Source organism: Rhizobium sp. UFLA01-1127 (genome assembly GCF_059803845.1).
This window is the reverse complement of sequence record NZ_JAUQTZ010000001.1, coordinates 115616-135033: the sequence shown is the minus strand read 5'-3', so window position 1 is coordinate 135033 and position 19418 is coordinate 115616. Positions and strand designations below refer to the sequence as shown.

At 61.2% G+C, this 19418-nt stretch carries 20 protein-coding genes and 1 tRNA gene; 7 read left to right on the top strand and 14 right to left on the bottom strand.

Annotated elements, in window-relative coordinates:
* The 3 genes from Q4Q11_RS00685 to Q4Q11_RS00675 all read right to left on the bottom strand — a co-directional run.
* Nucleotides 1-207: hypothetical protein (locus Q4Q11_RS00685; protein WP_498568246.1), on the bottom strand; the 207-nt coding region annotated here is incomplete at its 3' end.
* Complete coding sequence (locus Q4Q11_RS00680; protein WP_498568245.1) at nt 207-1280, bottom strand: glycosyltransferase family 2 protein; 1074 nt, start codon at nt 1278-1280, stop codon at nt 207-209. The genes Q4Q11_RS00685 and Q4Q11_RS00680, both read right to left, overlap by 1 nt.
* A 182-nt stretch (nt 1281-1462) precedes the next feature.
* A tRNA-Gln gene (locus tag Q4Q11_RS00675) sits at nt 1463-1537 on the bottom strand.
* Between the two features lie 164 nt (nt 1538-1701).
* Between Q4Q11_RS00675 and Q4Q11_RS00670 the strand changes: the two genes are divergently transcribed.
* On the top strand, nt 1702-2004 hold the full coding sequence (locus Q4Q11_RS00670) for a cupin domain-containing protein (RefSeq protein ID WP_113213719.1): 303 nt from the start codon (nt 1702-1704) through the stop codon (nt 2002-2004).
* Nucleotides 2001-2909, top strand: a complete 909-nt coding sequence (locus tag Q4Q11_RS00665) for an MBL fold metallo-hydrolase (RefSeq protein WP_112512156.1) — start codon at nt 2001-2003, stop codon at nt 2907-2909. Before Q4Q11_RS00670 ends, Q4Q11_RS00665 begins: the two co-directional genes overlap by 4 nt.
* A gap of 105 nt (nt 2910-3014) precedes the next feature.
* Here the strand turns inward: Q4Q11_RS00665 and Q4Q11_RS00660 are convergent, their stop codons facing one another.
* Nucleotides 3015-3950: a DUF1499 domain-containing protein gene (locus Q4Q11_RS00660; RefSeq protein WP_112512155.1), complete on the bottom strand. Its 936-nt coding sequence runs from the start codon at nt 3948-3950 to the stop codon at nt 3015-3017.
* Between the two features lie 241 nt (nt 3951-4191).
* On the opposite strand from Q4Q11_RS00660, the gene Q4Q11_RS00655 reads away from it, so the two are divergent.
* On the top strand, nt 4192-4608 hold the full coding sequence (locus tag Q4Q11_RS00655) for a hypothetical protein (protein WP_112512247.1): 417 nt from the start codon (nt 4192-4194) through the stop codon (nt 4606-4608).
* A 91-nt stretch (nt 4609-4699) separates the two neighbouring features.
* Nucleotides 4700-4981 carry a hypothetical protein gene (locus Q4Q11_RS00650; protein ID WP_113213722.1) on the top strand — a complete coding sequence of 94 codons (282 nt, stop codon included), beginning with the start codon at nt 4700-4702 and terminating at the stop codon, nt 4979-4981.
* A 27-nt stretch (nt 4982-5008) separates the two neighbouring features.
* Here the strand turns inward: Q4Q11_RS00650 and ppdK are convergent, their stop codons facing one another.
* The 7 genes from ppdK to Q4Q11_RS00615 form a co-directional block, all read right to left on the bottom strand.
* Entirely contained in the window at nt 5009-7675 is a 2667-nt protein-coding gene (gene ppdK, locus Q4Q11_RS00645) for a pyruvate, phosphate dikinase (protein ID WP_112512153.1), read from the bottom strand.
* Between the two features lie 202 nt (nt 7676-7877).
* Nucleotides 7878-9203: a hemolysin family protein gene (locus Q4Q11_RS00640; RefSeq protein ID WP_498568244.1), complete on the bottom strand. Its 1326-nt coding sequence runs from the start codon at nt 9201-9203 to the stop codon at nt 7878-7880.
* Nucleotides 9204-9342: 139 nt separating this feature from the next.
* Nucleotides 9343-12804, bottom strand: a complete 3462-nt coding sequence (locus tag Q4Q11_RS00635) for a chromosome segregation SMC family protein (protein ID WP_498568243.1) — start codon at nt 12802-12804, stop codon at nt 9343-9345.
* A gap of 312 nt (nt 12805-13116) precedes the next feature.
* Nucleotides 13117-13806, bottom strand: coding sequence for a DsbA family protein (locus Q4Q11_RS00630; protein ID WP_112512149.1), 690 nt, complete (start codon nt 13804-13806; stop codon nt 13117-13119).
* Between the two features lie 157 nt (nt 13807-13963).
* The gene (locus tag Q4Q11_RS00625; RefSeq protein WP_498568242.1) at nt 13964-14269 is read right to left on the bottom strand and encodes a type II toxin-antitoxin system RelE/ParE family toxin; all 306 of its coding nucleotides are present in this window, start codon (nt 14267-14269) and stop codon (nt 13964-13966) included.
* Nucleotides 14259-14534 (bottom strand): type II toxin-antitoxin system ParD family antitoxin, encoded by a 276-nt coding sequence (locus Q4Q11_RS00620; RefSeq protein WP_498568241.1) that lies wholly within the window; start codon nt 14532-14534, stop codon nt 14259-14261. Before Q4Q11_RS00620 ends, Q4Q11_RS00625 begins: the two co-directional genes overlap by 11 nt.
* A gap of 64 nt (nt 14535-14598) precedes the next feature.
* Entirely contained in the window at nt 14599-15099 is a 501-nt protein-coding gene (locus tag Q4Q11_RS00615; protein WP_498568240.1) for a DUF721 domain-containing protein, read from the bottom strand.
* 98 nt (nt 15100-15197) lie between these two features.
* Here Q4Q11_RS00615 and mutY point away from each other — a divergent pair, with 98 nt between their 5' ends.
* From mutY to Q4Q11_RS00600, 3 genes are read left to right on the top strand one after another with little or no spacing between them, the layout of a single operon-like run.
* Complete coding sequence (gene mutY / locus Q4Q11_RS00610) at nt 15198-16310, top strand: A/G-specific adenine glycosylase (protein ID WP_498568239.1); 1113 nt, start codon at nt 15198-15200, stop codon at nt 16308-16310.
* On the top strand, nt 16307-16921 hold the full coding sequence (locus tag Q4Q11_RS00605) for an HAD family hydrolase (RefSeq protein ID WP_498568238.1): 615 nt from the start codon (nt 16307-16309) through the stop codon (nt 16919-16921). The genes mutY and Q4Q11_RS00605 overlap by 4 nt, the downstream gene beginning before the upstream one ends.
* Nucleotides 16922-16925: 4 nt before the next feature.
* Nucleotides 16926-17291, top strand: coding sequence for a nuclear transport factor 2 family protein (locus Q4Q11_RS00600; RefSeq protein WP_112512145.1), 366 nt, complete (start codon nt 16926-16928; stop codon nt 17289-17291).
* Nucleotides 17292-17469: 178 nt separating this feature from the next.
* Here the strand turns inward: Q4Q11_RS00600 and Q4Q11_RS00595 are convergent, their stop codons facing one another.
* The 3 genes from Q4Q11_RS00595 to Q4Q11_RS00585 all read right to left on the bottom strand — a co-directional run bounded on the left by Q4Q11_RS00595 (nt 17470) and on the right by Q4Q11_RS00585 (nt 19416).
* Nucleotides 17470-18600, bottom strand: a complete 1131-nt coding sequence (locus Q4Q11_RS00595) for a site-specific DNA-methyltransferase (RefSeq protein ID WP_113213729.1) — start codon at nt 18598-18600, stop codon at nt 17470-17472.
* A 142-nt stretch (nt 18601-18742) separates the two neighbouring features.
* On the bottom strand, nt 18743-19090 hold the full coding sequence (locus Q4Q11_RS00590; RefSeq protein WP_113213730.1) for an antibiotic biosynthesis monooxygenase family protein: 348 nt from the start codon (nt 19088-19090) through the stop codon (nt 18743-18745).
* Nucleotides 19087-19416, bottom strand: coding sequence for an NIPSNAP family protein (locus tag Q4Q11_RS00585; RefSeq protein ID WP_112512142.1), 330 nt, complete (start codon nt 19414-19416; stop codon nt 19087-19089). Before Q4Q11_RS00585 ends, Q4Q11_RS00590 begins: the two co-directional genes overlap by 4 nt.
* Nucleotides 19417-19418: the final 2 nt, after the last annotated feature.

The following is a 19418-nucleotide window of genomic DNA, read 5'->3' as shown; positions in this document are numbered from 1 at the left end:
GCGCGCATAATGGTTGGGATAGTCGAGGATCGGCGGAAACTTGAAGAAGGCGACGAAAATCGCGACCAGGATCAGAAAGGCCGCAATCGCCAGACCCGGCTTCTGCCTGGCGATGGCGGCATCCGCATCAGCCGCGCCATGCGCGGAAACAATATCGGAAACGGCGGCACCCTCGGCCGAGGGAAAAGTCGCGGAACGTTGCGACATCAGCGCACCGCCCTCACTTGCTCTGAGCTATCGGCCTCTTTGCCGAGACCACGCAAGGCATCATCAAGTGCGCGGCGTTTGCCTGCGGTATCCATATCCGAAAACCCGCTGGGGATATCCAGCGAGCGGCCGCCCTGCAGCAGGCTTTCAATCATGAACATCGGGCGCCGCTTGTTTTCCTGCACCAAGCGGCCGACATATTCGCCGATGATGCCGATGCAGATAAGCTGGATGGCGCTGAAAGCGGTGATTGCCGCCATAATGCTGGACCAGCCGACGATCGTTTCGCCGGCAAACCAGCGGACGAGCGTATAGAGCAGCAGCAACGCGGCACAGCCGGCGCTTGCAAGGCCGAGCCAGGTGCTGATGCGCAGCGGCACGGTAGAGAAGCTGGTGATGGCGTCGATCGCGAAGTTGATCATCTTGCGCAGGGGATATTTGGTCGTGCCGGCGAAGCGCGCATCACGCTCATAGGGCAGCGCCACTTGGCGGCCGCCGATCCAGCTCACCATGCCGCGAATGAAGCGATCCCGCTCCGGCATCGCCAGCAGGATATCGACAACGCGGCGGCGCATCAGCCGGAAGTCCCCGACATCGCGCGGGATCGCTACCGAGGCGAGTCGCGACAGCAGCCGATAGAAGAGCGAGGCCGAAGCGAGCTTGAACCAGCTCTCCCCTTGCCGGCGCACGCGCTGACCGTAGACGACATCGGCGCCGCGATCCATGATCGGCATCATCATGAGCAGCAGTTCCGGCGGGTCCTGAAGATCGGCATCGATCAGCAGCACCCGCTCGCCGCGCGAGGCAGCAAGGCCGGCGGTGGCGGCAAGCTGATGACCATGATTGCGCATGAGGCGCACGCCGAGCACCTGCGGCGTCTCCGCGGCAAGCGAGGCGATGATCTCCCAGGTGCCGTCGGTGGACCCATCATCCACCAGGACGATCTCGAAGGCTTCACCGGCAATCCCCCGCGCCGTCGCCACCGCTCGCCGGCAAAATTCGCCGAGCCCCTCCTCCTCATTATGGCAGGGGGCAACGATGGAAAGCAGCAGTTCAGGAGATTTCTGGTTCATGATTGTCCGCATCGGAATGATAGCGAACAAGATGGAGGAAAATGGTCAAACAATATTTAAGTGGGGGAATAGCGACGCTGCGAGCGGAGAACTTCCTGGGGCAATATCTCTCATGCAGCAAAGATATTGTTGCAGCCGATGAGCAGAATGGCTCACGAACCTAAGAATATTCAGGACGTATGTGGCTGGGGCGCCAGGATTCGAACCTGGGAATGCCGGTACCAAAAACCGGTGCCTTACCGCTTGGCGACGCCCCAACAGAGGAAATGGCTGTCATGCCAGCCAAATCGGCGTCTGATTAGCAAAGGTCGCATCGCGCTACAATGACTAAGTGATGCACGGATGCATATTTCTGTTTTCTGTGCGCTTTCCGGGCGGCTATGATAGGTCCTGCTGCACTGCGATCCCATCAGGAGCTTCGATGAGCCAGTTTCGCGCCCGGCCGCCGGCCGTGCCTACCGTACTTCTCGACGACGCGGTCTGCCGCATCACGCGCTGGGATTTCGAACCGGGCGCCGATACCGGGCATCATGTCCATGGCCTCGGCTATGTCGTCGTGCCGATGACGGATTGCCGGTTTCTGCTGGAGGAGCCGGGCGGCAGCCGGCGGGTCGATATCGCCAAGGGCGCCGCCTACCGGCGCGAGGCGGGCGTCGAGCACAATGTCGTTAATGCCGGCTCCGAGCCGATGTCCTTTATCGAAATCGAATACAAGCAATCATGAGCACGCCTGACTTCGACCTTGCCTTCGAGCCCGCCTATGGCCGGGCCGTTCCCGTTGCGCCCGGCATTGAGCGGATGACGGTCAACAATCCCAGCGCTTTTACCTTTCACGGCACCAACAGCTATATCGTCGGCACCTCCTCCGTCGCCGTCATCGACCCCGGTCCGGAGAATGAAAAGCATTTCAACGCCCTCCTCGCCGCGCTCCAAGGGCGCGAGGTCACGCATATCTTCGTCAGCCATACCCATCGCGATCACTCGCCGCTTGCCAAGCGGCTGAAGGAAGCGACGGGGGCTCTCACCGTCGGCGAAGGGCCGCATCGGGCCGCGCGGCCGCTCCATCAGGGCGAAATCAACCCCTTCGCCGAAAGTTCCGATATGGAGTTTCAGCCGGATATCGTGCTTGCCGACGGCCAAAGCGTCTCGGGAGACGGCTGGCGGATGACGGCGCTGCTGACACCAGGCCACACGGCAAACCATGCCTGCTTCGCGCTGGACGGCACGGGCATCGTCTTCTCCGCCGATCATGTCATGGCCTGGGCAACCTCGATCGTCGCGCCTCCGGATGGCTCCATGGCCGATTATATGGCGTCGCTCGAGACGCTGCTTGCCCGCGAAGACCGGCTGTTCCTGCCCGGTCACGGCGGCCCGGTAAAGGAACCGTCCTCCTTCATGCGCGGGATCAGGACCCATCGCCGCATGCGCGAGCGTGCCGTGCTGGAACGCATCAAGGCCGGCGACCGGCTGATATCGGAGATGGTGAAGGCCATCTATCGCGACACCGACCCTCGGCTGCACGGCGCGGCAGCGCTTTCGGTCCTGGCGCATCTGGAGGACCTGGTCGAGAAGGGCCGGGTGGAAACCGATGGGCCTCCGGCACTTGTGGGGGCCTATCGGCTCGCCTGAGTGGGGACGGCTGGCTATCGATGATTTCCGAATTTGAATAGCGGACACCCCCCTCATCCGCCCTTCGGGCACCTTCTCCCGAGGGGAGAAGGAGGACGGCGAACCTTAGCTTCCCGCGATGCCGAGCAGCTCCGCATCCAAAGCTTTCAGAAAACTATCCGCCATATCGGCGCTGACGCCGAGATCATCCTGCCCGTAGCGGGAGGCGACGCGAACATCGACGAGCGTCGTCTCGGCTTCCTCGCGAATACGGATCAGCATGTCGCACGGGAGACCGAAAATGCGCGTGCGGGTTTCTCCCTGCAAGGTGACATCGGTGTTCTGGCGAATGAGTTCCGCCACGCCATCGCGGAGCGGACGCGGCGTCGGCACGGGGACGACATCGGGCACATCGGCAACTGTAGCGCCGTCATCCTGTACGGGGCTGACAACCTGCCGGCGCGTGCGGCGCTTCGGTTTTGCATTGCCGTGCGGATCCGCGACCTCGGCGCCCTCTGCCTTCACGATGGTGATATGGTCATCTCTTGCGACCTTGCGCACTGCCTCCAGCACGCGGTCGGCAGCGCCCTCATAGCGCCGGCTGATCAGGGCCGGATAGGCATCGAATTGCGCTTCACGCTCCTGCTGCGTCACCAGATGGCGCGGCGGAAGCCATAGCTGCCGCGCATCCGGCGTCGCCAGCCATTCCGGCGGGTCGCCGAGATCGGTCGAAATCTCGTAGATATGCGGCCGCGTCCAATAGCGCTCGGCGCCAAAGCCGAGAATGGCGAGCGGCAAGGCAGCATAGACGAGCGCCTTCACAGCGGAGACGCCGCCGATCGCGGCGCTCTGCCAGAGCTGTGCCAGACCGACCAGCGCAAGCGCCACCGCCAGGATGGCGCAGCCGGCGGAAATCAGCAGCAGCAGCACGAAATAAGGGGTTTCCAGCGGCGCGAAACGGTGGCCGATCAGCGTCACCCCGCAAAGCACCAATGCAAACGAAGCGATCAAGCGCGCGGCGCGGGCGGCATGTGAAACGGGACGGTCGAAGCGAATGGTCATCAAGGGCTCGTCGGCGCGTCGGATCGGAAGCCGGATGCACCGAATCCCGGAAAACGATTTATGTTTAGATCAAGAAATGGCGAAAATAAATCGAATGTCATGGCATCGGCGACCAATGTTTTGTCAAAGCTCAAACCAGTAACGGCTAGGCCAAAAATGTGAGCGCTTGCTTAAATTCCTAAAAAAGGCCATTCTTTAGCGTTTTATCGAGGCTGTGAAAGGACTTGATGAGATGGAACCGATGCTTTCTCAAGACGTCGCTGCCAAACAGCTGCCGGGAGCAGCGATTGCCGGAGCCGATGCAGCCGATCCGATCCTGCCGCTGGAGCTGCTCGAGCTGGAGCTTTCGCTCGAAGGGTTTTCCGGCGGTGAGCCGGGCTTCTGCGAAGCCGTGCGCAACGCCGCTTCGGCCGTGCGCGGCGATTTCCTGTTCGATCTGCCGGCCGAAGGGCTGATATCCGATTGCCGCAGATTGGCGGTGCTGCGAATTCCGGAAGGGGATGCGACGATGCGCACCCTTTTTGCCGCGCTTGACGAAGATGGCGCAGAAATCCGCCTGCTGCAGCCGGATGATGAAACCGAGCACCTGCTACGCTTTGCCGATGCCTTCGTCGATCTCCTGCAAAGGCTGCCGGCAAGACCGAAAGAAGCTGCGTAAGCGATCGGCCTGCGGCCGCAATTCGCCTTTCGCGCCTCCTCGCGCAGCGCTATAGTTCGTGCATGCAAATCCGCATTCAGGATGACACGTCATGCGTATCGCCGCTTCCGTCTTCTCCCTTCTCGCCGTTGCGTTTGTACTCTCCTCCTGCCAGACGGCCGAGGAAATCAGAGCCGCCGACGAGGCCAGATGCAGTGGCTATGGCTTCAGGCCAGGCACCCAGAACTTTGCCAACTGCCTGATGAACCAGGATCTTAGCCGGCGCGCGGATCAGCGGGCCTTCATGGAAAGCAACGATGATTTCTTCTGGGGTCCGACAATCGTCGTTGGCGGCCCCGGATATTACCATCATCGCGGCTACTGGCGCCACTGATCGATCACCAATTCCAGGTTTGGAGAATCAGGCCCGTCCCCTGATCGCCGCCTGTGCTGCCGCAAGCCGTGCGATCGGCACGCGAAAGGGGGAACAGGACACGTAATCCAGTCCGATATCCTCGCAGAAGTGGATGGAGGCGGGATCGCCGCCATGCTCGCCGCAGATGCCGAGCTTCATGTCGTTGCGGGTGCGGCGGCCGCGCTCGGAAGCAATGCGGATAAGTTCGCCCACTCCATCGAAATCAAGCGATATGAAGGGATCATGCTCGATGATGCCCTTGCGCTGATAGGTCGGGATGAAGGCCGCCGCGTCGTCGCGCGACATGCCGAAGGTGGTCTGGGTCAGGTCATTCGTGCCGAATGAAAAGAACTCGGCAGCCTCGGCGATGATATGGGCGCGCAATGCAGCGCGCGGCAGCTCGATCATCGTGCCGACGAGATAATCGATCTTCATCTTCGCTTCCGTCATGACGGCGCGCGCCACCTCGTCGATGCAAGCTTTGACGTAATCCAGCTCCGAGCGCAGGCCGACGAGCGGCACCATGATTTCGGGCACGACAGCCGCTCCGGTTTCGCGCGCGGCAAGGACAGCCGCCTCGAAAATCGCGCGGGCCTGCATCTCGACGATCTCCGGATAGGAAATCGCCAGTCGGCAGCCGCGATGGCCGAGCATGGGATTGAACTCGTGCAGCGCATCGACACGCTGGCGCAGCGCGGCCGGCTCCATTCCCATGATGCCGGCAACTTCGGCGATCTCCTCGTCCGTCTTCGGCAGGAATTCGTGAAGCGGCGGATCGAGCAGGCGGATGGTCACCGGCAGGCCGTGCATGATGGTGAACAGGCCGGTGAAATCGAGGCGCTGCATCGGCATCAGCTTCGCAAGGGCGGCGCGGCGCCCCTCCTCGTCTTCGGCGAGGATCATCTCGCGCATCACATGGATGCGATCGCCTTCGAAGAACATATGCTCTGTGCGGCAGAGGCCGATGCCTTCGGCGCCGAAGGAACGGGCAGCGCGCGCATCGGCCGGCGTATCGGCATTGGTGCGCACCGTCATGCGCCGTGAACGATCGGCCCAGGCCATGATGCGGCCGAAATCGCCCGACAGCTCCGGCTGGATCATCGGCACCTCGCCCTTCAGCACCTGGCCGGTAGAACCGTCTATCGTGACGGTATCGCCCTTCTTCAAGGTGACTCCGATGCCGATCAGCTTTTCATTGCGCATGTCGATGCGCATGGTGCCGGCGCCGACAACGCAGGGGATGCCCATGCCGCGGGCGACAACGGCCGCGTGGCTGGTCATGCCGCCGCGCGTCGTCAGGATCGCCTCGGCGGCATGCATGCCGTGAATATCCTCGGGGCTCGTCTCTATGCGCACAAGGATGGCTTTGCGGCCTTCCTCCTCGGCAATGATCGCCTCTTCCGCCGTGAAGACGATCTCGCCGGTAGCAGCCCCCGGCGATGCGGGGAGACCGGAGCCGATGACCTCGCGGCGGACGCGTGGGTCGATCGTCGGATGCAGAAGCTGGTCCAGCGACGTCGGATCGATGCGGGAAACAGCTTCGTCCTCCGTGATCAACCCTTCATCGACCATGTCGACGGCTATTTTCATCGCCGCCTTGGTGGTTCGCTTGGCATTGCGGGTCTGCAGCATCCAGAGCTTGCCGCGCTCGATGGTGAACTCCAGGTCCTGAACGTCACGGTAGTGCGCTTCCAGCTGCGCGCAGATGCCCTTAAACTCGGCAAAGGCTTCCGGCATCAGTTTTTCCATCGACGGCTTGTCATAGCCGGACGCGATGCGCGCGACTTCGGTGATGCTTTGCGGCGTGCGGATGCCGGCAACGACATCCTCCCCTTGCGCATTGACGAGGAATTCGCCGTAAAGCTCCTTCTCCCCTGTCGACGGATTGCGGGTAAAGGCGACGCCGGTGGCCGAAGAGTTGCCGAGATTGCCGAAAACCATCGCCTGAATGTTGACCGCGGTTCCCCAGGTTTCGGGAATGTTGTGCAGATGACGATAGGTGACGGCCCGGGCGTTCATCCAGCTCGCAAAGACGGCACGGACGGCGCCCCAAAGCTGAACCTCCGGCTCCTGCGGGAAGGCCTCGCCCAATTCTTCCTCGATGATTGCCTTGTAGATCGAGACGACATGCTGCCATTCAACCGCCGTCAGGTCTGTATCGAACTCGTGGCCGAATCTCGCCTTCTCATCCTCCAGTATCTCTTCGAAGACCTCGTTGTCGAGGCCCATGACGACATCGGCATACATCTGGATGAAGCGGCGATAGCTGTCCCAGGCGAAGCGGGCGTCCCCGGCATCGTGGCCGAGCGCCTGCACCGTGGCATCGTTGAGGCCGAGATTGAGGACCGTGTCCATCATGCCCGGCATGGAAGCACGCCCGCCGGAGCGCACGGAAACGAGCAGCGGCCGTTCCGTATCCCCGAACTTGCGTCCGGTGATGGCTTCCATCCGTTGCAGGCCCTGCATGACCTGCGGCTTCAGCTCGTCGGGGATCTTACGCCCGCTCTTGTAATAGAAAGCGCAGACATCGCTGACGATCGTCAGGCCCGGCGGGACCGGCAGGCCGAGATTGCACATTTCCGCAAGATTTGCGCCCTTGCCGCCGAGCCGTTCAAAATCTCCGGCGCTCCCCTCGGCCTTGCCGTCGCCGAATGTGTAGACCCAATTCGTCATCGTCTCCGTCCAACTCCTCCGGTTGAACTTAATTCATTGAGGCGCAAATGAAAATCGACAATTATGGCGAAATGTTGCATTGCACAATAAATTAGACCCGGAGCCTCCGATTTCAATCGATTGATCGAAACCGGCGGCTTCCGGGTCTTGATGGCAACCGACAATTCAACTGCCTTCGCGTTGAACCTCCGGCTCTCCGCAACTATAGCTGCGGCTCGCGTTGGGCCAGAATCTTGTCGATCCGCATGCCGTCGAGATCGACGATCTCGAAATGCCAGCCGCCGAGGGAAAAGCTCTCGCCCACTTCGGGCAGATGGCCGAGCTGGTAGAGGGCAAAGCCTGCGAGCGTGTGGAAATTGACGTCCTCCTCGCTGAAGCGCAGCCCCAGGCGCGCGAAGGCGTCATAGACCGGCATCATGCCTTCCATCAGCAGCGATCCATCGGCACGCTCGACGACATCCGGCGTTTCGTTTTCCATGTCGGGCAGGTCGCCGGCGATCGCCTCCAGCAGGTCCGTCTGCGTGACGATACCCTCCAGGCTGCCGTATTCGTCGATGACCATGGCAAGGCGGACGGGCGCGCGCTTGAAGTTTTCAAGCACCTTGAAGACGGCCGTGGATTCATGAACGACCAGCGGCTGACGGATGACAGCCATGGGATTCAGCGGCTCGCCGTTCAGAACCTGGTCGAGCAGATCCTTCTTCAGGATCATGCCGATCGGCTCGTCGATCGAGCCGCGCCCGACCAGAAGCTGCTCGAAACGGCTTTCGCGGATGGTCTTCTGTATTTCGCCTGGCGGATCGTCGGCATCGATCCATTCCACCTCGAGCCGCGGCGTCATGATGTCGGAAACATCGCGGTCGCCGATATTGAAGACGCGCTCGACAAGTTCCTGTTGCGCCTGCTCCAGCAAACCCGCCTCCTGGCTTTCGGCGACCAGCAGTTTGATTTCTGCCGGTGAATGCAGCGAGCCTTCGCCCGCGCCAGGGCGGAGGCCGAAGAGGCGAAGGACGAGATTGCCGAGACCGTTCAGCACGACAATTGCCGGACGGAGCAGGAAGAGGAACAGGCCGAGCGGGCGCACGACCCCGAGCGCTGTGCCTTCGCTGCGCTGCAATGCCAGACTCTTCGGCGCAAGTTCGCCGAGGACGATATGAAGTGCAGTGATGATGATGAAGGAAATGGCGACGGCTACCGCATGCGACCCAGCCGCAGCCCAGGTGCCGGGGAGAAAATTAAGCAGCGGCTCCAGCAGATGGGCAAGAGCAGGTTCGCCGACCCAGCCGAGGGCAAGCGAAGAAATAGTGATGCCGAGCTGCGTGGCCGCCAGGTTGGCATCGAGATTGTCGACTGCCTTCTGCAGCGCCTTGGCGTTCATACGCCCTTCGGTAACGAGTTCCGTCACGCGGCTGCGGCGGACGGAAACCAGAGAGAACTCGGCCGCAACGAAGAAACCGTTGGCGGCGACGAGCAGCAATACGGCAAGTATTCCGAGGAAATCGAAAATACCGCCAGTCGAGTCAGACATACTTCCCTTCCGGGCGGATCAGCGCCCATGTTGTTGATCGAAAAACGAAACTAGCACGCTTTCGCGGCGTGCGGCAGCCGACACGGCAATTTCTTGTCGAAACGGGAACAGTTTTCTCAATCCAGACGTGGAACAGCGCTCAAGCGATTTCGCGCAACAGTTCGGCGGTCTGCAGATCGACGGAAACGAGCTGCGAAACACCCTGTTCCGCCATGGTAACGCCGAAGAGGCGATTCATGCGGGCCATGGTGATCGGATTGTGGGTGATGACGACGAAGCGGGTCTCCGTGGAGGCCGCCATTTCGTCCATGAGGTTGCAGTAGCGTTCGACATTGTGGTCGTCGAGCGGCGCGTCCACTTCGTCCAGAACGCAGATCGGCGCGGGATTGGTGAGGAACACCGCAAAAATCAGCGCCATGGCTGTCAGCGCCTGCTCGCCGCCCGAAAGCAGGGTCATGGTCTGCGGCTTCTTGCCCGGCGGACGGGCGAGGATTTCCAAGCCCGCTTCCAGCGGATCGTCCGACTCGATAAGCTGCAGCTCGGCCGTGCCGCCGCCGAAAAGATGGGTGAACAGGCGCTGAAACTGCGCATTGACGATATCGAAGGCGACGATCAGACGTTCGCGGCCTTCGCGGTTGAGGCTCTGAATCGCGCCGCGCAGCTTCCGGATGGCGTCGATGACGTCATCACGCTCCTTGATCAGCGCCTGCAGCCGCTCCGTCAGCTCCTTGCTCTCTTCCTCGGCGCGCAGGTTGACGGCGCCGAGACGCTCGCGCTCGATCTTCAGCCGCTCCAGCTCGCGCTCGACCTCGCGGAGATCAGGCACGCTCTGCGATCCCGAGAGACCGGTCAGGCGCATGGCCTCATGCGGCTCGACGTTGAGGGATTGGCGGATGCGCAATTCGCTTTCCTGCCGGCGCTCGCGGGCCGACACCAGCCGCTCCTCGACACGACCGCGCTTCTCACGGCTTTCCGCCAGTTCGGAAAGCGCAGTCGCCGCATGGCGATCGGCGTCGCGCTGAACGATTTCCGCTTCGGTGAGACGGTCAGCGGCGTGGCGGCGGGCCTCCTCGGCTTTCTGCAGCTCGTTCATCAGTGCGCGGCGCTTGTCGTCGAATTCGTCCGGGGCAAGATCGAGTTCGGCCGCTTCCTCACGCGCTTCCTCTTCACGGTCGCGCAGCGTCTGAATGTGCTCCTCGGCGCTGGCCGCGTGCTGGCGCCAGGTGTCGCGCTCCTGACGGATCGCCAGAAGACGGCGCTGACGGGCCTCGCTTTCGCGGTTCAGTCCCTCATGGCGGGCACGGGCTTCGGCGAGAACGCCGCGATCTGTCGCGACTTCGGCCTGCTGGTCGCGCAGCTTCAGATCGATGGCGTCGAGATTCGGCGCATCTTCCAATTCGATGCGGGCGTTTTCATCCTGCATGGCCACATCTTCCAGCTGCTCCTGCAGTCGGCTGACGGCTTCAACGATGACGTCGCGGCGGCGGATGAGATCGCCGGAAGCGCGTTCCGCCGCAGCCAGCGCTTCCCGCGCCTCGGCCAGATGCCGAGCGGCAAGTCGGCTGGCGTCGCGGGCGGTCGCCAGACGGCCCTCTTCGACCCGGATCGCATCGGCGGCTGCCGACAAACGTTCCTCGGCTTCGACAAGCACATCGCGAGCAAGCTCGGCTTCGGCCTCCAGCTCGGAAAGGCGGTTCTTCTGGGCGAGCCGCAGGGCAGCCGCACTCGGCGCATCCGCGCCAGTCACATGGCCGTCCCAGCGGAACACGGCGCCATCCCTGGTTACCAACCGCTGTCCCGGCTTCAGCTCCGGCATCAGCCGGAAGGCGTCTTCAGCCGAAACGATGCCGATCTGGCGCAGGCGCCGCGTCAGCGCGGCCGGGGCACCGACATGGGTAATCAAAGGTACGACGCCTTCCGGCAAAGCCGGATCGGCCGCGCCGCTGCCGTTGTCGGACCAGTAGACCGGCGCCTGAGCATCGAGCGAGGATTCCAGATCGTCGCCGAGTGCAGCGCCAAGCGCCGTCTCGAAGCCGCGGTCGACGCGCAGCTCTTCGGCGACCGGCGAAAAAGCGCCCGAGGTATCACCCGCCGCCAGCATCCTGGAAATGGTACGAGCCTCGGTTTCAAGCGCATTCAGACGCGCCCGCGCCTGCTCGACCGGTCCGCGCGACAACGCCTCGGTTTCGCGGGCCTTGGCAAGAGCCGCCTCGACACGCTGGGTCTCGCCTTCCCCATCGGCAACGACATTCTCCGCCGCCTCGACCATATCGCGCTTTTCGCTGGGGTCAGGCAAATGGGCCATCTTCTCGTCGATGGCAGCAAGCTCGCCGTTTGCTTCGCTGGCTTGCCGCTCCAGCCGCATCTTGCGGTCGGCGAGATCGCGAATGGCTCGCTCGAGCTGATTTCGGGCGGCGGCGGCTTCGGCGCGCTCTGCGGTCAGGGCAGTAAATATGCGCTCGCTGTCGGCGAGCTTGGCGGCAGCCTCTTCGAATACGCCGCGCGTCTCCTCGGCAAGCCTGCCGGAATCGGCGAGGATCTCGTCAAGTTCGGTTTCTTCGGCATCCAGCCGGGCGAGGATGGAAGCATTGTCGGCGACAAGTCGCTGCTCGCGGCTGATATCCTCCGCCAGCTGCGCCAGCCGACGGATCAGCTCATCGCGGCGTCGCATGATGCGATTGACATCTTCTTCCAGCTGGGAGCGGGCAATCTGCAGACGCTGCAGGGCGGCGGCAGCCTTCGCCTCGTCGTCGCGCAGCTCCGGCAGCTTGAGGCTGGCGATGGCCTGCGCCTTGGCCGCTTCCATCTGAACCTGCGCCTTTTCAGCGACAAGCACGGTTGCCTGGTTCAAGGCACTATCGGCCTCGGCTTCGGCCTCCTTGGCCTGTACCCAGCGGATATGCAGCAGCATGGCCTCGCGGGCGCGGATATCGGCAGAGAGCATCTTGAAACGGTTGGCCTGCCGGGCCTGACGCTTCAGGCTCTCGATCTGGCTTTCAAGCTGCGATGTCACATCATCCAGGCGCTCGAGATTGCTTTCGGCCGCACGCAGACGAAGCTCGGCTTCATGACGGCGCGAATGCAGGCCGGAAATGCCGGCTGCCTCTTCCAGGAGCTGGCGCCTCGCCTGAGGCTTGGCTTGAATGAGCTCGCCGATACGCCCCTGCCCGACCATGGACGGCGAACGGGCACCGGTGGAGGCATCGGCAAACAGCAGCTGCACATCCTTGGCGCGGGCTTCCTTGCCGTTGATGCGATAGATGGAGCCCTGCTCGCGCTCGATGCGGCGGGTGACCTGGATCTCGTCGCTGTCATTGAAGGCGGCGGGCGCGGTGCGGTCGGTATTATCAAGATAGAGGCCGACTTCAGCGGTGTTGCGCGCCGGACGATTCCCCGATCCGGAGAAGATCACGTCGTCCATGCCAGAGGCGCGCATATTCTTGTAGGAATTCTCGCCCATGACCCAGCGCAGCGCTTCGACAAGATTGGACTTGCCGCAGCCATTCGGCCCGACGACACCGGTCAGGCCGCGCTCGATCACGAACTCCGCCGGTTCGACGAAGGATTTGAAGCCGACAAGTCTCAGCCTGTTGAATTTCATCGGCTGATCTCCACCCTCTCTTTGAAGGCAGGGGTATCGCATATGGGGCGGATAGACACCGGAAATTCCTTCTCCCCGGCGGGGAGAAGGTGGCCCGAAGGGTCGGATGAGGGGGTTATCGATTTGAATTCATGGGTTTTCGTAACCTTGGCGGGCACCCCCTCATCCGCCTGACGGCACCTTCTCCCCGCTGGGGAGAAGGGGGATAGCCGCGCTTTCAGTTCATATACGATAGCACCACCCTTAAGGGCGAGGTAATGGAAAGCAGGCGTGCGACCCCGGCCGCCCGCCTGCAATGTGAAAAGGCGCGGATCAGAGCAGGCTGTCGATAAGCTTCGACATGGCAGCAACAGACATGTCCCCTGCATAGCGCTTGCCATTGATCAGGAAGGTCGGCGTGGCGTTGACGCCGAAATTCTTGGCTGCGCGTTCCCGTACTGAGTTGACATCATCCAGAAGCTTCTGGTTCGTCAAGCACTTCGTGAAGCTATCCTCAGTAAAACCGGCAAGTTTCGACATCTGCAGCAATGCGGCGCGGCCGTCGACGTCAGGCGAAGCCCAGGCGATCTGCTGCTTGAACAGCATTTCGACCATCGGCATGTACTGCTCCTGCGGGGCGCAACGGGCCAGCATGAAGGCTGCGGCAGCACGCGGATCGAAGGGGAATTCGCGGATGATAAAGCGAACCTTGCCGGTATCGACGTATTTCTGCTTGATCGTGTCGAAGGTCGTGACGGCGAAATGCGCACAATGCGGGCAGGTCAGCGACATGTATTCGACGATCTTGACAGGCGCATCTTCTTTGCCGAGCGCGATTTCCGGCAGCGGGCCGGGCTTCAGCACTTCGTTCATGTCGACATTGCCGTCCGACGGCGGCACCTGGTCTTCGGCGGTTGCGGCGGATGCGGTGCCGGCAACGGCAGAGAACGCCACGGATAGGGCTGCAACGGCAGAACCGCCCAGCAAGTGGCGTTTGGTCAAGAGCATGTCGGACATCGGCATAGAGTCACCCGTCGTTAAAGAGGCTTCGAATGTTCCATGCGATATAACGGCAGCTTGCCGCTAACAAGGCACGGTTGGCCAACTTTCTTCAAAGAATTGTGACCTGGGAAAGACAAAGAGCCAAATTATCGTCGGAATTGATGGAATGCATGCAAGTTCAGTGCTCGTCGAACAATGTCGATGGAATATTCTGACCAGCATAAAAGAGGCGAAGAATAACAACCTGCTCGTTCTTGATATGGTAAGCGGCGGTAACCCGCCGCTCAAACACCAATATCCGAACACCTGGCCCCAAATTCTCGCGTTGAGGACCTCGATCGGCCATCGTCTCAAGTGTTTTGCACTGCTGCTGGAGTCGTTGGATAAACGATAATGCGCGGCTCGGGCTATCTTTCGCTATGAATTCATAGATACCTACGAGATCGTCTTCGGCGAGAGCACTGAAAACAATCCTATAATTCACGACCGGCTGCTTTCATTCGCTCGGCATGTATTCTTTTAATTCTATCGAAAACCTCGTCGGCATCTCTGCCGGGTCGTGGGTCATTAAGCGCTTCCTGGATCTTTGCGCGCATGATTTGATTTATGACTTCTTCTTCGCGGTCCAATGCTCTCAAAGCAGCACGCAGAACTTCGCTGGCAGAATCGTATGCTCCGGATTCCAGTCTCGCATCGACGCCGCGCTGTTGATTACCCAGTGTAACCGTTATCGGCCTACTGCTTCGCATATCCAGTTCCCTTGCAAATACTCCGCCCGAGTATGACAGTGTCATTAACAAAAGCAAGTCTGTATCAGGCCTTACCCCGCTTCCACACCATCGCCGTGCCCAAACGCTGAACGGCGGCTCTGATCTTCTCGTCCTCGATACCATCCATCATGTCAGCCAGCTTGCGCGCCGCCTCGCCCTTCAGCGGCGGCGGCATGCGGGAGCGTTTGGAGGCGACAGACACCGGCTTCTGCACGATGCGGATCTGGTTGACGGCATAGAAGCCGAAGAAGCTGTTGATGCGCTGGATGAGTTCGCCTTGTGCATGGGTCAAGAAGAGCGCGCGGGCACCCTCGCAGGCGATCGTCAGCACACCGGGCTGATAGCGATCGTCCATGCCGGGGCCGGTTCGCTTGGCCCAGGCGATCTTTTCCGGCCGTGTGCAGTCGGCAAAGTCCTCGCCGGCGATTTCATCCCAGCAGCCGAGCAGCGTCGTATTGATGCCGGCACGCTTCGCCAGCACCGGATCGACGATGCCGTTCGTCAGCTCGGAAATCTGCCTCTCGCCTTTTCGGGGATAACTCATCTCATCCAGATCTCTATACATGCTTTGTACGTCAGGGACCTTGATCGCCCAACGCAGCTCGGCCAAGTATAGAGCACTTCCCCTCGACGCGGCAAATCATGACCCCGACTTCAGAACTTCCCACAGCCGCATCGCTGCTTGCCTGGTATGACAGACATCATCGGGACCTTCCCTGGCGGGTCTCCCCGCCCATGGCCGCGCGCGGCATCGTGCCGGATCCCTATCGCATCTGGCTGTCGGAAGTGATGCTGCAGCAAACGACCGTACCGGCGGTCAAAGCCTATTTCGCGAAATTCCTGGAGCGCTGGCCGACTGTCGATGATCTCGCGGCGGCAGCGAACGAAGACGTCATGGCCGCATGGGCCGGGCTCGGCTATTACGCCCGCGCGCGCAACCTGAAAAAATGCGCCGAAGCGGTTGCAGCCGATCATGGCGGCCGTTTTCCCGATACCGAGGAGGGTCTGCGAACGCTGCCCGGTATTGGCGACTATACGGCTGCCGCCATTGCCGCCATCGCCTTCAATCGCCGGGCAGCCGTGATGGACGGCAATGTCGAGCGCGTCATTTCCCGCCTCCATGCGATTTCGGCGCCGCTGCTCAGCGCAAAGCCGCTGATGAAGCAGAAGGTCGCCCTGCTGACGCCGGCCGACCGGCCGGGTGATTTTGCTCAGGCAATGATGGATCTCGGCGCGACGATCTGCACGCCGAAGCGTCCGGCCTGTTCGCTCTGTCCCTTCAACGGTGGCTGTCAGGCGCTGGCCGGGCATGATCCCGAGCGTTTTCCGGTCAAGACCGCCAAGAAGGAAAAGCCGGTTCGCCAGGGCGCGGCCTTCGTCGCCGTCAATGACGAGGGCGAGATCTTCCTGCGGCGTCGCATCGAAAGCGGGTTGCTGGGCGGCATGACGGAAGTGCCGACAACGGGATGGACGGCGCGGATCGACGGCGAAACCGGCAGTGACGCGGCTCCCTTCCCGGCCGACTGGCAGCCGGCAGGTACGGTGACCCATGTCTTCACGCATTTCGAATTGAGATTGTCGATCTGGCGTGCCAGATCGGTCTCACAGAATGACAACCATGACGGATGGTGGGCGCCGGTTACAAATCTTGAAGACCAGGCGCTGCCGACAGTCATGAAAAAAGCGATCGCTCAGGCTATTCCCAATGCGTTCGCAAAAATGCGTTTAGAGAAAAATTCAGGAATTCATTCATGACGACGGAAATACGGCATATCGTTTTCGATATCGGCAAGGTTCTTCTTCACTACGATCCGAATATTCCCTACAGCCGCATCATTCCAGACGACACCGAGCGCCAATGGTTCTTCGCCAATGTCTGCACCCATGAATGGAATCTCGAGCAGGATCGCGGCCGCACCTGGAGCGATGCCGAGGCATTGCTGATTGCTGATCATCCGGAGCGCGAGGAACAGATCCGCAGTTTCCGCAAATATTGGCACGAGATGGTTCCGCATGCCTATGAAGACAGCGTCGCCATTCTGGAGCAGCTGATCGCGGAAGGCCGCGACGTCACCATGCTGACTAATTTCGCCTCAGACACCTTTCGCGAAGCGCAAGAGCGTTATCCGTTCCTCAAGAAGCCGCGCGGCGTCACGGTTTCGGGCGATATCGGGCTGATCAAGCCGGATGTCGCGATTTATGATACCCATGCCAAGAGCTTCGACCTCGATCCGGCATCGACGATCTTCATCGATGATTCCCATCCGAACGTCGAAGGCGCGCGCGCCGCCGGATGGCATGCTGTCCACTTCACCGGCGCCGAGAAGCTGCGCAGCGATCTCGCCGCCCATGGTATAAAGGTTTGATCCGATGATTTTCGACCCTGCAGAGCGTATCGACCTGTTCCACGACGCGATCAATCGTCTCGACTATGAGGCGATCGAGAACTTCTTCGCAGAGGATGCCATATACGTCTCCAATGGCGTCGGCAGCCTTGCCGGCCGCGCGGCGATCATGGAAGCCTTCCGCGGCTATTTCGATACCTATCCGGACCAGACGGCCTCGAATTCGCTGGTGGAGACGCTGACGCCGCTTTCCGGCCGTGCCGTCTGGTCGGTTCGCGCCACCAACAGCAAGACGGGCAAGCCGCTGATCCGCGAGGGCGAGGAAACGATTACCTTTAATGAGGACGGCCGCGTCGTGCGCGTCGATGTCACGGATTATCAGGAGTTCTGAAATCCGAAGCTGAAAATACCCAAGGCCTTACCGCACGATATGTCCGGTAAGGCCTTGGGCGCCTCGCCTTCTTCCCAACTGGAGGTACACGACGGAAGAAGACGGATATATCGATCTGACGGGCGACCGGCAGCCGTGGGGCGGCTTTGCAGCCGGGTTGCCCGCGTTGATGGCGAAACTACTCTACCTTTGCCAGATCGCTGCGGATGATGGCTCTGAGTTCGTCGATCGGACGCAGGGAACGCCCATCGTCGAAGTGCCAGAACATCCATCCATTGCATGCATCAAGGCCCTGAACTTTCGCGCCAAGGCGATGAATGGAACCGGCCTCGCCGCCGGAGGCGACCGTGCCGTCGGCGCGGACGATGGCGCTATAGCGGCGCTTCGCATCGGTCAGCACCTGGCCGGGCTTGATCAGGCCGCTTTCGATCAGCACGTTGAATGCCACGCGAACCTCGGCCTTCTTGCCGGTCATGACGGTCAGCTCCGCCTTGCCGAGCGGCTCGACGGAGGCGATGCGCGCGCTTGCGGCATCGATATAGTCCTGCTCGCGCTCGATGCCGACGAAGCGACGGCCGAGACGCTTGGCAACCGCACCGGTCGTGCCCGATCCGAAGAAGGGATCGAGAATGATGTCGCCTGGCTTGGACGAAGCCATGATGACACGGGCCAGCAGCGCTTCCGGCTTCTGCGTCGGATGCACCTTCTTGCCGTCATCGCCCTTCAGCCGCTCATTGCCGCTGCAGATCGGGAACAGCCAGTCGGAACGCATCTGCACGTCGTCGTTGGCGGCCTTCATGGCGTCGTAGTTGAAGGTATAGCCCTTGGCCTTGGCGTTCGGGCTCGCCCAGATCATCGTCTCATGCGCATTCTGGAAGCGGCGGCCCTTGAAGTTCGGCATCGGATTGGTCTTGCGCCAAACGATGTCGTTGAGGATCCAGAAGTTCAGATCCTGCAGGGTCGCGCCGACACGGAAGATATTGTGATAGGAGCCGATGACCCAGATCGTGCCCGTCGGCTTCAGCACGCGGCGGCAGGCGAGCAGCCAGGCGCGGGTGAAGGCATCATAGGCTTCGAAGGAAGCAAACTGATCCCACTCGTCATCGACGGCATCGACGAGCGACTGGTCCGGACGATGCAGCGTGCCGCCGAGCTGGAGATTGTACGGCGGGTCGGCGAAGATGACGTCGACGGATTGATTTGGCAGTGCCTCAAGAGCGGCCACGCAATCGCCCTTGATGATCGTGTCGATCCAGGAACCCGGGGTTGCGGAGGTCCTGAGGTCGGCAAGCGGGAAAACTGACGCCATTTGATACTCGCTGTTACACTTACTCGGTGCTCTTAACTGAGTGTTATGGTTACCTAACTTGGTTACCAAAGGCTAAAGCGGCGGCATATTTTCCAATTTCCCGACGAAGACACGGGGAATGCGGGTCCGACGTTGATCTATTTCACATGTCGTGCACCGCGTGGCTGTCATCGGGCGCTTCTGCCCGTTCCGTCATCCCGTAGTCACGAAGCACCTGCGCGACGCGCAAACGATAGTCGGCAAAAACCCTCTTCCGCCCCGCTTTCTGCGCGCCGCGATGCGCTTCGCGGTTTCGCCATTCGCGAACTGCGGCCTCGTCACGCCAGAAGGAAAGCGACAGGATCTTGCCGGGCTGTGTCAGGCTTTCGAAGCGCTCGATGGAGACAAAGCCGTCGATCGCCTCGAGTTCGGAACGCAACCTGGCGGCAATGTCGAGATAGTGCTGACGTTCGCCGGGATGGGGAATGACTTCGAAAATAACTGCGATCATGGCGATATCCTCTGAGCGTGCGGCAAGGAGATATTTTTCAGGAAGATGCGATCCTCCTGCAGGATGAAACGCTCGCGGCGGGCGAAATCGAGATTCGCCTGCGCCAGCGGATCGGCGGCAAGGCTCTTGCGATAGGCCTCGTAGGCGGCCAGATTGTCGATGCTGTAGACGCCGTAGGCCGTCGTCAGCGAACCCTCGTGCGGGGCAAAATAGCCGCTCAGGTCGGCACCGTTTCTCGGGATGATCTGACCCCAGGCCTTGCCATATTCCGCGAAAGCTTCCTGCTTGAACGGGTCGATCTGATAGCGGATAAAACAGGTGATCATTG

What these genes read in the sequence shown, in the direction of transcription:
- Q4Q11_RS00660 (WP_112512155.1), bottom strand. Translation starts at nt 3,950, where the DNA reads ATGACCATTCGCTTCGACCGTCCCGTTTCACATGCCGCCCGCGCCGCG.
- Q4Q11_RS00585 (WP_112512142.1), bottom strand. Translation starts at nt 19,416, where the DNA reads ATGATCACCTGTTTTATCCGCTATCAGATCGACCCGTTCAAGCAGGAA.
- Q4Q11_RS00600 (WP_112512145.1), top strand. Translation starts at nt 16,926, where the DNA reads ATGATTTTCGACCCTGCAGAGCGTATCGACCTGTTCCACGACGCGATC.
- Q4Q11_RS00665 (WP_112512156.1), top strand. Translation starts at nt 2,001, where the DNA reads ATGAGCACGCCTGACTTCGACCTTGCCTTCGAGCCCGCCTATGGCCGG.
- Q4Q11_RS00655 (WP_112512247.1), top strand. Translation starts at nt 4,192, where the DNA reads ATGCTTTCTCAAGACGTCGCTGCCAAACAGCTGCCGGGAGCAGCGATT.
- mutY (WP_498568239.1), top strand. Translation starts at nt 15,198, where the DNA reads ATGACCCCGACTTCAGAACTTCCCACAGCCGCATCGCTGCTTGCCTGG.
- Q4Q11_RS00595 (WP_113213729.1), bottom strand. Translation starts at nt 18,600, where the DNA reads ATGGCGTCAGTTTTCCCGCTTGCCGACCTCAGGACCTCCGCAACCCCG.
- Q4Q11_RS00590 (WP_113213730.1), bottom strand. Translation starts at nt 19,090, where the DNA reads ATGATCGCAGTTATTTTCGAAGTCATTCCCCATCCCGGCGAACGTCAG.
- ppdK (WP_112512153.1), bottom strand. Translation starts at nt 7,675, where the DNA reads ATGACGAATTGGGTCTACACATTCGGCGACGGCAAGGCCGAGGGGAGC.
- Q4Q11_RS00670 (WP_113213719.1), top strand. Translation starts at nt 1,702, where the DNA reads ATGAGCCAGTTTCGCGCCCGGCCGCCGGCCGTGCCTACCGTACTTCTC.
- Q4Q11_RS00635 (WP_498568243.1), bottom strand. Translation starts at nt 12,804, where the DNA reads ATGAAATTCAACAGGCTGAGACTTGTCGGCTTCAAATCCTTCGTCGAA.
- Q4Q11_RS00640 (WP_498568244.1), bottom strand. Translation starts at nt 9,203, where the DNA reads ATGTCTGACTCGACTGGCGGTATTTTCGATTTCCTCGGAATACTTGCC.
- Q4Q11_RS00605 (WP_498568238.1), top strand. Translation starts at nt 16,307, where the DNA reads ATGACGACGGAAATACGGCATATCGTTTTCGATATCGGCAAGGTTCTT.
- Q4Q11_RS00615 (WP_498568240.1), bottom strand. Translation starts at nt 15,099, where the DNA reads ATGAGTTATCCCCGAAAAGGCGAGAGGCAGATTTCCGAGCTGACGAAC.
- Q4Q11_RS00620 (WP_498568241.1), bottom strand. Translation starts at nt 14,534, where the DNA reads ATGCGAAGCAGTAGGCCGATAACGGTTACACTGGGTAATCAACAGCGC.
- Q4Q11_RS00680 (WP_498568245.1), bottom strand. Translation starts at nt 1,280, where the DNA reads ATGAACCAGAAATCTCCTGAACTGCTGCTTTCCATCGTTGCCCCCTGC.
- Q4Q11_RS00650 (WP_113213722.1), top strand. Translation starts at nt 4,700, where the DNA reads ATGCGTATCGCCGCTTCCGTCTTCTCCCTTCTCGCCGTTGCGTTTGTA.
- Q4Q11_RS00630 (WP_112512149.1), bottom strand. Translation starts at nt 13,806, where the DNA reads ATGCCGATGTCCGACATGCTCTTGACCAAACGCCACTTGCTGGGCGGT.